This is a genomic window from Clostridium sp. CS1-1 (genome assembly GCF_056135525.1).
This window is the reverse complement of record NZ_CM148680.1, coordinates 536030-550738: the sequence shown is the minus strand read 5'-3', so window position 1 is coordinate 550738 and position 14709 is coordinate 536030. Positions and strand designations below refer to the sequence as shown.

10 protein-coding genes and 1 pseudogene are annotated in these 14709 nt (G+C 32.6%); 1 reads left to right on the top strand and 10 read right to left on the bottom strand.

The annotated features are described in order from the left end of the window. Positions 1-153 precede the first annotated feature (153 nt). Positions 154-404 (bottom strand): annotated as a pseudogene (locus tag AC0N0V_RS02400) (glycerate kinase). 32 nt (positions 405-436) lie between these two features. Beyond that, positions 437-544, bottom strand: coding sequence for a glycerate kinase (locus tag AC0N0V_RS02395; protein WP_474461959.1), 108 nt, complete (start codon positions 542-544; stop codon positions 437-439). Between the two features lie 275 nt (positions 545-819). Between AC0N0V_RS02395 and AC0N0V_RS02390 the strand changes: the two genes are divergently transcribed. Further along, on the top strand, positions 820-1554 hold the full coding sequence (locus tag AC0N0V_RS02390; RefSeq protein ID WP_474461958.1) for a hypothetical protein: 735 nt from the start codon (positions 820-822) through the stop codon (positions 1552-1554). 295 nt (positions 1555-1849) lie between these two features. Here the strand turns inward: AC0N0V_RS02390 and AC0N0V_RS02385 are convergent, their stop codons facing one another. The 8 genes from AC0N0V_RS02385 to AC0N0V_RS02350 form a co-directional block, all read right to left on the bottom strand. Continuing rightward, on the bottom strand, positions 1850-2560 hold the full coding sequence (locus AC0N0V_RS02385; RefSeq protein WP_474461957.1) for an ABC transporter ATP-binding protein: 711 nt from the start codon (positions 2558-2560) through the stop codon (positions 1850-1852). Then, on the bottom strand, positions 2538-3326 hold the full coding sequence (locus AC0N0V_RS02380; protein ID WP_474461956.1) for an ABC transporter ATP-binding protein: 789 nt from the start codon (positions 3324-3326) through the stop codon (positions 2538-2540). Before AC0N0V_RS02380 ends, AC0N0V_RS02385 begins: the two co-directional genes overlap by 23 nt. 78 nt (positions 3327-3404) lie before the next feature. Then, positions 3405-4304: a branched-chain amino acid ABC transporter permease gene (locus AC0N0V_RS02375; protein ID WP_474461955.1), complete on the bottom strand. Its 900-nt coding sequence runs from the start codon at positions 4302-4304 to the stop codon at positions 3405-3407. A 10-nt stretch (positions 4305-4314) separates the two neighbouring features. Continuing rightward, positions 4315-5199, bottom strand: a complete 885-nt coding sequence (locus tag AC0N0V_RS02370; protein WP_474461954.1) for a branched-chain amino acid ABC transporter permease — start codon at positions 5197-5199, stop codon at positions 4315-4317. A 254-nt stretch (positions 5200-5453) separates the two neighbouring features. Further along, positions 5454-6626: an ABC transporter substrate-binding protein gene (locus AC0N0V_RS02365; RefSeq protein WP_474461953.1), complete on the bottom strand. Its 1173-nt coding sequence runs from the start codon at positions 6624-6626 to the stop codon at positions 5454-5456. 561 nt (positions 6627-7187) lie between these two features. Next, positions 7188-10643 (bottom strand): helicase-exonuclease AddAB subunit AddB, encoded by a 3456-nt coding sequence (gene addB, locus AC0N0V_RS02360; RefSeq protein ID WP_474464412.1) that lies wholly within the window; start codon positions 10641-10643, stop codon positions 7188-7190. 93 nt (positions 10644-10736) lie between these two features. Beyond that, on the bottom strand, positions 10737-13193 hold the full coding sequence (locus tag AC0N0V_RS02355) for a sugar phosphate nucleotidyltransferase (protein ID WP_474461952.1): 2457 nt from the start codon (positions 13191-13193) through the stop codon (positions 10737-10739). 61 nt (positions 13194-13254) lie between these two features. Further along, positions 13255-14619: a glycosyltransferase family 4 protein gene (locus AC0N0V_RS02350; protein ID WP_474461951.1), complete on the bottom strand. Its 1365-nt coding sequence runs from the start codon at positions 14617-14619 to the stop codon at positions 13255-13257. Between the last annotated feature and the right edge of the window lie 90 nt (positions 14620-14709).

Here is a 14709-nt window from a genome sequence, read left to right as displayed (position 1 = left end):
TTATACAATCAAAAATCTTATTTTAAAGTTATTTCAATAAATTTCATGTTATAATTTGTCATATCTAAGCAGTGAAAAGAAAGGAGAAAGTTATAATCAATCTCCCCTATTTTTGACTTGGTAAGCAATATATTAAAACATTGTAATAAAACACTAAAATTTAATCTTAAATATCCTCATAATTCGTTCAGCAGTATTTTGAAGTAATATATCACAGTTCTTTATTGACTCTTCTAACTTCATTGGTTTATCAACTATAGAAAAAATACTAGTAAACCCATTACTATATAATATCTCTGCTTGCCAATCCCTCCTACTATTGCAATCACCGGAACTTCGTATTTTAAAGCAATTTCTGCTATGCCAAATGGTGTCTTTCCATAGAGATTTTGATTATCAATCATACCTTCTCCACCATCTGCCATTTGAACTTTTATTACATCAATATTTTTTCTACTTTTTTAATACCTTTTTCAATTACTTCCGATACTTCCTTTGCCGATAAACTTCCTTTATAGGAATCTCGTGCAATAACTACTTTCATAATCTTTTACTCCCTAACTCACTAGTTTTATTTTAAAGACTCTCCACTTAATGACTATATTAACGCTTGCTACCCAGAAAGATATAAATAATTATGCTTTATTTACTGGCATCCAATTTAAAAATGGCAAGAAGCTTGTAAAAAATGCTTCCTGCCATTTTGACTATAAATTTTTATTTAATTTTATTAATTTAAATGGATAATACGTTTTGTTGTAACATATTTTCTATTAAGTTATAAAATAAATATATAAATATATAAATAGGGTGAGTACTATGAAAAAAAACTTGGAATCAAATAATCGTAAAAAGGATAGTGGCAACAACACCAACATGAATAATACCATCAATAATACTAAAAAAAATATACAAAATATAAATAATATTATAGCGACTAACCCTAATGAATCTAACAATAAAAGACAAGATTCTTCACAGGGTTCTGAAAATCAAAATGCTTCGAATTCTAATGATAATATAAATATTAATAATGAAAACAATGTTAGTAATACAAATGCTAACCTTCAAAATATAAATACTATTATTCTGTCTGGAATCGAAAGTGCAAAAGCTGTTCAAAATCAACTATCACAAACAAATACATCAAATAATAGCTCTACATCTACAAATAATCCCTCAGATACTTCTAACCAGAATATTAGCGATGCTATTGACAAAGCTTCAACAACACTTCAAAATGTCAATAATATCAGAGAACAACTGGCAAAGTTAGAAATGGATCCTTGGGAATCTGTATACTTTAATTATAGTATTAATCCATTACTAACTATTTTAGTCCAGCTTGCTACAACTTCCTATGACCTGGCTAGTTCTTCTAATACACTAGCAGTTTCTCCTATTGTTTGTGCAAAACACTCAAAAATTAAAGATACCATACATTTAGTTTATGATATAAATGATGAGTGCGAGGATGTTTATAAGGTATTAAAACGAAGAATAGATTTTCTACTAGAACATGCAAAAAACTGCTCATACTTAAATCTCTCTTAAGTATGAGCAGTTTTTAATACTTAAAAATCTGTAGGCAGCCTAGTTTCAACTTAGACTTACACAGAGGTATATATTAGTAATTCTGAAGCACATTTAAATACTTCTTTATGAGTCTTAGCGAGTATACAGGAAAAAGCTTGGAACTTTAGACATGTCTGAGTGATAGCGAGTTTGTCAAAGTTCTTAGCTTTTCTCTGTATTCGAGCTTTAGACGAATTAAAAGTATTTATAGTGCAGAGGAATTACTAATATATACCGGCGTATAAGTCTAGCTTTGTGTTGGCATATCTATACACTACGATCCTAAATATGCCTTTTTTACTTCATTGCTTAGCTTTAACTCCTCTGTTGTTCCTCCAAGTATAACCCTTCCTGTTTCTAAAACATAACCTCTATTAGCTATTGCTAGTGCCATTTTTGCGTTCTGTTCTACTAGAAAAATTGTTGTACCTAGTTTTCTATTTATATCTTTTATTACCTGAAATATTTCTTTCACTACAATAGGTGCAACCCCCATGGAAGGTTCATCTAAAAGCAAAAGCTTTGGTTTTGCCATTAACCCCCTGCCTATCGCAAGCATTTGCTGCTCCCCCCCGCTTAAAGTTCCTGCAAATTGCTTTTTTCTTTCCTCAAGTCTAGGGAATATATCATAAATATCTTTAGTTTCTTTAATTATTTGGTCCTTCTTTACACTTCTAGAATAAGCACCTATCTGTAAATTTTCTTCTACAGTAAGCTTAGAAAAAACTCGTCTTCCCTCTGGGACTAAAACAATTGACTCAGATACTACTTTGTGCGCTGGAAGTCCTGTAATATCCTTTGAATCAAAGATTACCTTCCCACTTCTAGGTTTTAATAGCCCCGATATTGTTTTTAAAGTGGTCGTCTTTCCAGCCCCATTTCCACCTATTAAAGTTACAATCTCTCCATCTCTAATTTCTAAGGAAATATCTTTTAATGCTTGAATATTTCCATAATAAGTTTTAATATTCTGCACTGAAAGCATTTTCATCCACCTCCTTACCAAGATAAGCCTCGATAACCTGTGGATTACTTGATACTTCTTCTGGCTTACCATCTGCAATTTTCACTCCGTGATCTAAAACTACTACCCTATCAGAAACATTCATAACTAGACTCATATTATGCTCGATAACTAATACAGAAATACCCATATCTCTTATAGTATGAATTAATTTCATCATCGCATTAGTTTCTTCCATATTCATTCCAGCAGTCGGTTCATCTAATAGTAATAGTTTTGGTTCACTTGCTAAAGCCCTTGCTATTTCAAGTTTTCTCTGATTCCCATAGGAAAGATTTTTTGCTACTTCATCCTTATAATTTTCAAGTCCCACAAAATTTAAAAGTTCTATACCTTTTTCAGTAATCTCTTTTTCTTCCTTAACAACCCATCTCGGTTTAAAAATAGAACTCCATACTCCAGCTTTTGACCTTATATAACGTGCCATTTTTATATTTTCTAAAACTGATACATTGCCGAAAAGTCTTATGTTCTGAAAAGTTCTAGAAACACCTTTATAGGCAATTTTATGAGATCTTATACCGTCAGTTCTTTCATTATTAATGAAAACTTCTCCAGAAGTAGGTGTATATAATCCTGAAATAATATTAAAAAAAGTAGTTTTACCTGCTCCATTTGGTCCTATAAGCCCAACAATTTCTTTTTCATCTATATGAAAATTCACCTCAGATACAGCACAAAGACCCCCAAAGGTTTTTGTAACCTTTTTTGTTTCTAATATGGTCATTTAATCACCCCCATAACTGAATTAAAAATTGAACTTTAGGATTTTACTTCTTCCAAATTTTTAGTTCATAATTCAAACCTAAGCTTCCTTACTAATATCAGCACTATCCTTTTTAATTTTAAATTTTAATATTGAACTAGTTCCAAATAATCCTTGTGGTTTAAATCTCATCATTAAAACCATCAGCAAGCCGTAAATAAGTATTCTATAGTCCTTTAAATCTCTCAAAAGCTCTGGCGCTATACTTAAAATTATAGCTCCAATTATTGAACCTCTTATGCTTCCAAGCCCACCTATTACAACCATACTTAATATTATTGCAGATTCCATAAATCCGAAGCTATCAGGGCTTACATATGTGAAGTAATGTGCAAAAAGTGTACCTGCAATTCCAGCGTACATAGCTCCAATGGCAAAAGCTAACACCTTATACTTAGTAGCATTAATACCAAGAGTATTTGCTACTATTTCATCCTCTCTAATTGCAACTAAGGCACGTCCAAACCTAGAGTTAATCATTCTTCTCATTGAGAAAGTGAGTATTACTATAACTAATAATTCAAAGACAAAAAACTCAAACACCCCAAAATTATGGCCGAATAATGATACTGGTTTTATATTACCAATTCCCATAGGGCCGCCAGTTATATTTAAATTAAGCATAAGCGATTGAATAATTAAACCTAGACCCATAGTTACTACAGCTAAAAAATCCTCCTTTACCCTTAGACTCGGTAATCCAAGTAATGCGCCTATAACCCAAGTAACTAGTGCTGCTATCGGTAGGGTCAACCATATGGAGATTCCAAACTTTACTGATAAAATTGCAGCAGTATAAGCTCCTATAGCATAAAAGGCTGCATGCCCAAGTGAAACCTGTCCAGCAAAACCTATTGTTAGGTTTAATCCAAGAGACAGAATTACATATATACCTGCTACAACTAAAATATTAATAAAATAAGAATTAAGTATATCCATGCTGTATCACCTACACTTTCTCTATTTTCTTACCAAATAGCCCTGATGGTTTGATAAGAAGTACAAGAATTAGAATTATAAATGCAAAAGCATCTTTACCTACAATAAAGTTACCTAAATATCCATCTGCAAAAGACTCTACTATTCCAAGAAATAATCCTCCAATTATTGTCCCCGGGATACTTCCAAGGCCACCAAGTACTACAATAGCAAATGCCTTCATCCCAGGCATGGAACCCATAGATGGATAAATAGCATTAAAATAAAGTGCTACCAAAGTTCCAGCAACTCCAGCCAAAGCAGATCCAATTATAAAGGTAAATGATATGATTTTATTTACATTTATGCCCATTAAGCTTGAAGCGTCGAAATCCATAGATACGGCCCTCATAGCCATTCCGGTTTTAGTCTTTTTTAGATATAAGTGGAGAATGATAACAAGCACTGCCGCTACTAACATTATGTAGAGCTGATAGTTTGTAACTGAAACTATCTTCGAAAGGTTAAAAGTCTGCACAGCTGTTACTCCTTCTTGTGGAAATGCTCTAGTTTGAGAACCATAACTAATTCTATATACATTTTCTAAAACTATAGCCATACCGATACCACTAATTAATGCTGTAATCTTAGGTGCATTTCTTACTGGTTTATAAGCAAAATACTCGATTATCCATCCCAAAAATGCCGAAACAACCATCGCTGTAATTATTGCTACGAATATATTAGTATGAAATAATGTCATACAACTTATAGCCGCAAAAGCCCCAGCCATATACACAACTCCATGTGCAAAGTGCAATAGCTCCAAAACCCCATAAATCATAGTAAGCCCTATAGCAATAAGCACATAAACACTTCCTATAGTTATCCCATTAAAAAGCTGCTGGAAAAACATCAAATCCCCCCTTTTTATAGTTAAGAGTTAGGAATTATGAGTTAAGAGTTGACATAAGCACCACTCATTCTTGACTCTTAACGATTCCATTTACACTCTCTTTTGTTCCATAAGTTTCTGATTCTAACAGTTAGTTTACATATAGGGATATATTGCTGATTCTGACGCACATTAAAAAGTATTTACAGTGCAGAAGAATTAGCAATATATCCCGGTGTGTAAACTAACTGTTAGAAGTAAACCCTTATATTGTCTTACTTGCTATACTCTTGACTCTTTACAAATACAAACTTACCATTTTCAACTTTAGTTATTATAACTGGCTTAACAACTTCATTTTTATCATCAAAAGAGAACTTTCCTGTAACACCTTCAAATCCTTTTGTTTCTGAAAGGGCCTTTCTTATAGCCTCTTTATCTGTACTGTTTGCTCTTTTTATAGCATCAGCTAATACAAGCACAGAGTCATAAGATTGAGCTGAAAGCATATCTGGCTCTTTATTATATTTTTCTTTGTAAGCCTTTATAAAATCTTGCACCATTGCTCTTGGTTCTTCTCTAAAGAATGGAGTTGTAAATACTACGCCTTCTACACTTTTTCCACCAAGTTCAGTTAGCTTTGGTGAGTCAAATCCGTCATCGCCTAAGATAGGAACTGTGATACCTAATTGTTTTGCCTGCGAGCAAATTTGTGCAGCCTCATTATAATATGAGCCTATATATATCGCTTCTGGACTCTTTTCTTTTACTGCAGTAAGTAGTGCTTTAAAATCCTTAGTTCCATCTACAAAATTTCTGCTAATAACTATTTCTCCACCAAGCTTTTTAACCTGATTAACAAATCCCTCTGCATTTGTATTACCATAGTCATTATTTACGTTAAGTACTGCTATCTTCTTTAAATTCTTTTCTTTTACTGCATACTCTGCCATTGCAGCCCCTTGAGCTGGACCTGCATAGATAGCCCTAAATACATAATTTCCACCTTGAGTTATAGCTGGATTTACTGCATAGGATACTACCATCGGTATTTTAGCCTGCTGCACTACTGATGCTACAGTTTTAGTTGGAGTGCTATAAGATCCACTAACTAAAGCTGTTACCTTTTCTTGTTGTATCATCTTTTGAACTACATTCATTGCCTCTGGAGCCTTAGCTTGATCATCCATAGTTACTAATTTTATTTGTTTTCCGAGTACTCCACCATTTTTATTTATTTGTTCTACTGCAAGAAGAGCACCATCTCTAGCTTGAGTTCCGTCAGTGGCAGCATCACCAGTGTATGGTCCAAAAGTACCTATCTTTATTTCATTATCCCCACCCCCAGCTGAAGAACTTGTACCAGTACTACTAGAGCATCCAGCAAAAGCACTTACCATACCAGTGATTGCTAAAGCTGCAATTACCTTTAATATATTCTTTTTCATTAAAATCCCCCCTATATTTAATCATTATTATATATTCTTAATTTACCAGAATATTACACATCATCTTTGATATTAATTCTACTCTTCATTCAAATATCCCTCATAGTACTAGGAATATTTAAGATTTTGTTTCTAATCTATTATTTTTATAAATAAACAACAGACTTATATTAGAACAAGTAAATGTTAAAATAAGTCTGTTTAAATATACTATATAACTTAGTAAATTTTTTCAAAATTTAATCACACAAAATTATGTTTTTCATATAATAAATATATAGGAGTATTAAAATTAGAAATTCTAGTTTAATCACTAGTTGATACAAATTTGCCCATACTTTAGCTTATAAATATCTAATAATTATCTTAGCAAGTTTCAATATTTTGTTATATATTACCCCCACATAGCTTTTCTTAATTTTCCCTATCACCTCCAATTTTTTAAGTACTATTAGTACTTAAAACCCTATTTTAATGATTTAGCCTGTATCCCTCAACAGAATACAGGCTAAATTTTTTTATTAAAAATATTATATTTTAATATGAATATTTAAATACAAACTAATTATAATTCTCTTTCACCTTATTTTGTATTTCTCTCCAAATCTCTTCTTCTTTCTTATCTTTCAAGATCCTATACTTATTGTTTTTCATCGAAGTATCGAATTGACATATAGATGAATAAACACAATATTCACATGAATCTCGGTTTTTACTCTTGCATGGACTTAAGCTAATATTGCCTTCTAAAATTTCCTCACAAAGACTAGCGATAGTATTCTTAACATACCTTCTTAAAAGTTGAAACTGTTCTAAAGTTGCAACTGAAGATTCTTTTGACAGTTCGCCATCCTTTTTAAGTTTTACTGGAATAATATCTGAAGCCTTATCAATATCTTTATCCATACTTTTTATAACCTCTGGATCATCCAGCAAAAGGCCATTCATTTTTAACTTTTTCATTATTTCTTTTTCTATTTGTTCATCAGACAGCTCTCCATTTACTTTCACAATTGGATCATCTAGTTTAAAGTAAAGAATGCCACCTGGAAGTGCTTCTTTATCCATTCTATTCTCGAGTTCAGTAAGTATAGCATCTAAATATATTAAAAGCTGCATTTGAAAACCATAGTATACATCTGATAGCTTAAATTCTTTGGCACCAGATTTATAGTCTATTATCCTCAAATATGTGGCATTCTCCTCCTCCATACCATCCACTCTATCAACTCTACCTATGAGGCTTACTTGTTCTCCTGAATGAAGTTTTACAGATATTGGAGGAAAATCTCCTGAATTTCCAAAAGATAATTCATATCCAGTTGGTGTGAAATCACCTCTTTTTACATGTTCTGTTATAAGCCAAACTGATCTTGCAAGTATTCTTTTTATGTTGCTAGCTATGTGACCATATCTTTTCGAACTATTAAGTATAGAACCTGGTATTTTACTTAAACTTTCATCTATGATTTTTGATACTTCCTCTTCACACCACTGCTTATCTATATCTCTCCAATTTAAATTTTCTTCTTTCAATCTTATTGAAAAGTTTTGAATAATGTTATGCATAAAGCTTCCCAAATCTGGTGATGTCAAATTATATACTTTTCTCTCTTTAGCTCTAAGACCATATTGAACAAAGTATGCAAAAGGGCACTCTACAAATTTTTCAAGTCTTGAAACACTTATATTCATATGTTTGCCATAGAGCTTCCTAACTCTTTGAGTGTCTGAAATTTCCGCTTCATTTGTATAATCAAATCCACTTAGCACCGTCTGAAGTTTTTCATTCCATTCATTGCTATCTCTATACCACCTATAAACATCAAGCCATAAAGGACTTATATAACTTCCCTCATCATTTTTTCTAATACTAGCAATGAACTCACTAAAAGTGGCTCTTGGACCTGTTACGGCTTTTAGTTTTTTCTCTTCTCCATTTACTCCTGTTAAATTACTCTCTTCTTTTAAGCTCGGAAATATCTTCTTTAGTTTTGATATTACAATAGAGGGTCTTCTCGTTTTCCCTTCCTCATCTCCCATTGGATAACTTAGTCTTAGGTACTTACTTACTATAGTTAGTGTAGTATATACCAAAAATTGTTCCTCAAAAGCCCGACTTTTTGTATCTTTTGCAATCTCCATACCACGCTCTTTTAAGCTTTCCCTGTCAGTGTCTGTAAGTATACCTTCTTCCGGAATAATTGCTGGAAAAACCCCATCATTACTTCCAATTATATAAAGTGCACTTACATCGTGACTTTTTAGCCTCGTTACACTTCCCACAAGTACCTGGTCAAGCGCTGGTGGAATTACCCCAACCTCATACTCCTTAAATCCAGTAGAAAGTATCTTAGCAAATGTATCTACACTTAGAATTTCATCACCTACAACTTCTACAATTTGATCTAATACCTCTATTATAATATCCCAAATTTGACTATATTCATTTGCCTTATCAAGGTTTCCTAATTCTTTAAATTCATCTATCCACTTTTCCATTCTTTCTGGAATACCAATGTCGCACAAAAAGCTATATAAACCTTCACACATTTGTCTTCCTTTTTTTCTCCCCTTGATAACAGAGGCTAAATTCATAATAGGAGTTCTAACTCTATTTCTTGTCTCATTTATACTAATTAATAACTCTTTTTCATATTCCGATAACTCTTCATCCTCAAACCCATAGCTTAGTCTAAAGTTCCAAGGTTCTTCATTAATCCACTTGTTGCCTCTAATACCATTTGCAATTACATAATTCTCCAAGGAATCTATCTGTTCAGAGTCTACCCCTGACAAACCTGTTTTTAAATATCTAAACACAGACTCATAAGACCAGCTCCTTGCTAGAATCTCTATCACTGACACTATTAAAACTACAATTGGATTATTATCTATTTCTCTCTTTTTATCTATAAAATACGGTATATTATACTCTGCAAATATAGCTCTAACCAAGCTTTCATAGCTCTCTAAATCTCCACTCACAACAGCAATATCCTTGAATCTAAATCCCTTATCTCTACATATACTAATTATGTCCCTTGCGGTTTCCTCTATCTCTACATACTTGTTTAATGCCTTAGAAATATGTATATCTGAGGTCACGCCCTTATACGCTTTATAAGGATAGGAATATAAATGTCTTTCTAAATGCTGAAGTTCTTCGCTATCTTTAAATCTATAACAAGGATTACATTTTAAAGCTAGTGGTTTGTCATATTTTATATTATTATTTTGTATAATCTCTAACAATTTTCTTTCTGTGGCCTTAGTAGTCATAAATAAGTCTGTATTATCTATAGTACTTTCTTCACCTATCTCATTGGTGCATAGAGTTATATTTACTCTTTTTCCCTTAACTAAAAGCTCTTTCAAAATTTCATATTGCTGTGGTGTAAAGCTTGAAAATTCATCTATCCAAATTTCTGATTCATCAAATATATGTGATTTATGTAATTTTTCTATAAGCATACTAAGTTCATCTTCTTCATCGATATATCTTTCATGAAGTCTTCTTTCAAACTCTGAAAAAATTAAAGTTATATCCTTAACCTTATTTTTTAAATACTCATTTTCTATTCTATCCAAAGTACTATTTAAGTCTTCAATAGTGATATTATGTCTTTTGAATTCAGTTATAATATCAGACACAGTAGTGACAAAGCCCTGCTTTTTAGCGGCCTTGCCAAAGACCGTAAGTTTCTCCTTATTCTCTTCCATTATTCTGTGAATAAGCATACTCTTACCTGCATTATTTATATACTTCCTAGTAAGTCCTCCAACCTCATTAAAAACAACATGAGCCATCCTCTTAAAACTCAAAACTTGAGCCTTAAGCATCCCAGCTTCACCAACCATACTTATAAGATTTTTTTCCGCCTGAAAAGAAAACTGCTCAGGTACCAATAGTATTAGTGGGTGCGTGCATCCTTCTTCTATTTTCTTTTTGATGCTATTTAAACAGTAGTAACTCTTACCACTACCTGCTCTTCCAAATATGAACTTCAACCCCATAGTCATTTCTCCTTTTTTAAGCCCTTTTCTTATATTATACCACCACACAGAAAAAAAAGCAGAGCACCTGATTTATGCTCTGCTTTCTCAAATTTAAATACTACTTTTTTCTTCCTCCGTTATTATTTCGATTCTCTCAAGAAGTCCATCAGTAAGTTTTCTTAACTCATCTGAATCTTTTGATTCCGCATAAACTCTACAAACTGGTTCATCTGCATCAGGTAAAACTAATGCCCATCCATCTTCATAGTTTAATTTTACGCCTTCTATTAAATCTACAGACTTAGAATCATTTTCTTCTATTAGATTTCTCATCAATTTTCCCTTCATATTCCATGGGCATTTTACTTCTTTTTTAGTTATATAATATTTAGGTACTTGTGCAAGGATACTTGAGAGTGGAAGATTATTCCCAGCCATTAGATTTAATGTTAACATACATACACTTACACAATCTAGTGTCATTAAATAAGCATTAACAATTTCTCTTCTAGTTACATTAGTTTCATTTTTTACATATGCATCAAGTATAGATTTTTGTGAAGTTTTAGTTCTTATAAACTTACATCCACACATTTCTGCTATTTGTTCCATTGTAGATGATGCAGTTACTGGTACAACTAAAGTCTTAATATTTGAAGACTTTAACATAACAAGTGCATTTATTGCATCAAAAATTTCATCTCTTATAACATTTCCTTTTTCATCTATCAAAATAGCTTCTTCACATTCATCGTCAATCCTTATTCCCAAATTAGCACTGTTCTCAATTACTGATTTCTTTAATCCTAAGAGATTATTAAATTCTCCATAAATCTTAATGTTCACCTTAAGTTCCTGGAACAAATTCTGAACAATGCTTAACACCATAGGATTTTTAATACTTAAAACAACTTTATACTTCTGACTTCTTATATTATGCACGCCTAATGCATTTATGAGTTGTCTTTCATAGTAATCCAAACAATTGTATATATGAGTTATTTGTTTAAATGAATCAGTTTTAACTCTTCTAAAGTCTTCTCTAATGAAGTTATTTTCTATTTTTCGCTCTAAATTCTTGTCTATATCAAGACCGTTTTGATCCATAAATACTATATTTACTTTTTCAACATCATCGCTATCTACTGAAACATGAATACCAGCCTGTGCGCCAAAGAACATGGTAGACTGTCTTGTTATAGCCCTAGGCATTCTCTTTAAATCTAAAACCTCTACTCCCATTGACTGAAGCCCAGTAGCAAGTGAGTATTTAAACATTTGAGCTGCTCCGTTATCACTACAGGCTAATGCAACCTTTGAATCTGACTTTAAAGTTGATCCGAATGCAGAACCAAGTTTTGATATGAATTCGGGAGATATATCTACATTAACTTCTCCAGTTATACCCATCTTACCAAATAAAGATTTTGAAAGCTTTCCTCCCCAAATGACATTTTCTTTTACTACAGTACTTGCTTCAATAACTTTGTTTGGCCATATTTTAATCCCCGGTTTAACTAATGCTCTTTCTTTAACAAGAGTATCATCCCCTACTGTGGCTTCTTCAAACACCGATACCTTTGCTTCTAGTTGAACTTTTTTACAAAGAACAGCCCCTCTAACCTGAGCATTCTCACCTATATAACAATTATCAAAAATAACACTTCTTTTAATAGTAGCGCTGTTTGATATTATATTATTTTTTCCTAATATGGTATAAGGGCCAATTTTGGCTCCCTCATATATCTTTGTGCCACTTCCTATATAGACAGGTGATGATATTACTGCTTCAGGGCTAACTTCACAATTTTGTCCAACCCATATACCGTCTTTATACTTTTCCCCTTTTACCTTTACTTTTACTAATTCCTTAAGTATATCAAAATGACACCTTATATATTGCTCAATGTTACCAATATCACACCAATATCCTTCGGCCACATACCCAAACATTGGCCTTTTATCATTTAAAAGCAATGGAAATAAATCATTGCTAAAGTCAAATTTCTGATTCTGTTCAAAATAATTAAATATTTCTGGCTCTAGTATATATATCCCAGTATTGACCTTATCGCTAAAAACTTCGCTCCAACTTGGTTTCTCAAGGAAGCCCTTAATTCTTCCATCATTATCTGTTACAACTACACCAAACTCAAGTGGTACTGCTACTTCTTTTAATACCAATGTAGCTATAGACTTGTTTTTCTTGTGGAAATCAATTGCTTTGGATAAGTCTATATCTGTTAGAGCATCTCCACTTATAACTATGAAAGTGTCATCAAGAAAACATTCAGCATTTTTAACACTACCTGCAGTACCTAATGGTGTTTCTTCTATAAAATATCTCATATTTACACCAAAGTCTTTTCCATCACCAAAATAATGCATTACTTCATCAGGTAAATATTGAAGCGTAACGCCTATGTCATTTATTCCACTTTCCTTTAGAAGTTCTACAGCATACTCCATAACTGGCTTGTCCATAATAGGCATCATCGGTTTTGGTATATTGCAAGTAAGCGGTCTTAATCTAGTTCCTTCTCCCCCAGCCATTATTATTGCTTTCATAACTCTCATCCCCTCTTTAAACTGCTTTTTATATAATATCAATTATAGAATTGTCGACTTTTTACTTCCCCTCTTTATCGAATGTTGCCTTTGAAACTGCATCTTTTATCCCCATTGCGGCTTCAGTTACATAGTCAATTGAAAAATTATTTTTTGTTTCTATAGTTTTAAAAGTTATATTTTCCAATGAGTCCTTTATAACCTCAGAAACAGATTCTAATTGTCCATCAATTTTTACTTCCCATTCGGTACCTTTGGCCTCTTCTTTTACCCAGTTATACATAGATACTGTTAATTCTGATACCCTATCCCATGTATAATTTTCGTATACAGTCTTTAGCGCATTGTTTTTAATATTCGTTGCTAGATTACTATCATATAAAAGCTTTATTATATTATCTACTATACTATGAGAAGAACCATTTATAGTCTTTAAGCCATTCTCCTCATGTTGAACAATTTCACCTAGCCCACCAGTATCCGAAACAACTACAGGACAACCTGCTGCCATAGCTTCTAAGGCTACTATTCCGAAGGGTTCATAAAGTGAAGGGAATACTGCCACGTTTGAAACCTTATACAATCTATCTCTGTCCCCATCACTCATATATCCGGTAAATAAAACTTTTTCTTCAATTCCCATCTTTCTTACTCTGTTTTTTAATTCTTCAGTCATTGGGCCTGTTCCCGCTATAACAAATTTAGTATTGTTATATCTGCTAATTATTTCTGGTGCAGCTTCTATAAGAAGATGTATTCCTTTTTCAAATACATGTCTTCCTATATAAAAAACTATTTTTTCTTCATCCCTAGCATATTTTCTTCTGAATGGTTGACTATCAAAATCAAAATTAAAGTTTTCTGGCTCTACTCCATTAGGAATTACCCATATTTTTTCCCAAGGTACTGAGAATACATCACTTATCTGATGTCTCATATAATTGCTACAAGCCACTACTTTCCAAGATTCATAAGTTAAAAGCCATTCAGTTGAAGATATATACCTTTGCATGTCTGTTCTTACTCCACCGTTTCTACCATGCTCAGTAGCATGAATGGTAGATACAGTTGGAATCCTAAAGGACCACTTTAGTGTTTTAGCACTATAAGCTGATAACCAATCATGTGCATGTATAATATCAAATTTGCCACAAGTCGTAATAAGCCTTACAGCTTCCTCAACCATTGCAAAATTGAGTTGCATAACCCACTTTGTAAAATCATTTGTATCTATCTTATACGGAGTAACCCTGTGTACGAATACTCCCTTATCATTTTCTTGTACTGGAGCTGTTCCTTCCTCACAGGTAATTACATGCACTTCATGTCCGGTTTTACTTAAGGCATGCGATAAATAATAGACATGGTTAGATAATCCACCTACATTCTTTGGTGGATACTCCCATGAAAGCATGAGTATTTTCATTGTCTAATCCCCCTAATTATATAAAATCATGTTTTTATGTAGTCAAACCAAGTTTAGTATGGGTACAAAGAGTAGGTTTATTCCCCACTC

Coding starts and splice junctions, on each gene's coding strand:
- AC0N0V_RS02385 (WP_474461957.1), bottom strand. CDS start 2,560: ATGCTTTCAGTGCAGAATATTAAAACTTATTATGGAAATATTCAAGCA.
- AC0N0V_RS02390 (WP_474461958.1), top strand. CDS start 820: ATGAAAAAAAACTTGGAATCAAATAATCGTAAAAAGGATAGTGGCAAC.
- AC0N0V_RS02350 (WP_474461951.1), bottom strand. CDS start 14,619: ATGAAAATACTCATGCTTTCATGGGAGTATCCACCAAAGAATGTAGGT.
- AC0N0V_RS02365 (WP_474461953.1), bottom strand. CDS start 6,626: ATGAAAAAGAATATATTAAAGGTAATTGCAGCTTTAGCAATCACTGGT.
- AC0N0V_RS02375 (WP_474461955.1), bottom strand. CDS start 4,304: ATGGATATACTTAATTCTTATTTTATTAATATTTTAGTTGTAGCAGGT.
- AC0N0V_RS02395 (WP_474461959.1), bottom strand. CDS start 544: ATGAAAGTAGTTATTGCACGAGATTCCTATAAAGGAAGTTTATCGGCA.
- AC0N0V_RS02380 (WP_474461956.1), bottom strand. CDS start 3,326: ATGACCATATTAGAAACAAAAAAGGTTACAAAAACCTTTGGGGGTCTT.
- addB (WP_474464412.1), bottom strand. CDS start 10,643: ATGGGGTTGAAGTTCATATTTGGAAGAGCAGGTAGTGGTAAGAGTTAC.
- AC0N0V_RS02370 (WP_474461954.1), bottom strand. CDS start 5,199: ATGTTTTTCCAGCAGCTTTTTAATGGGATAACTATAGGAAGTGTTTAT.
- AC0N0V_RS02355 (WP_474461952.1), bottom strand. CDS start 13,193: ATGAAAGCAATAATAATGGCTGGGGGAGAAGGAACTAGATTAAGACCG.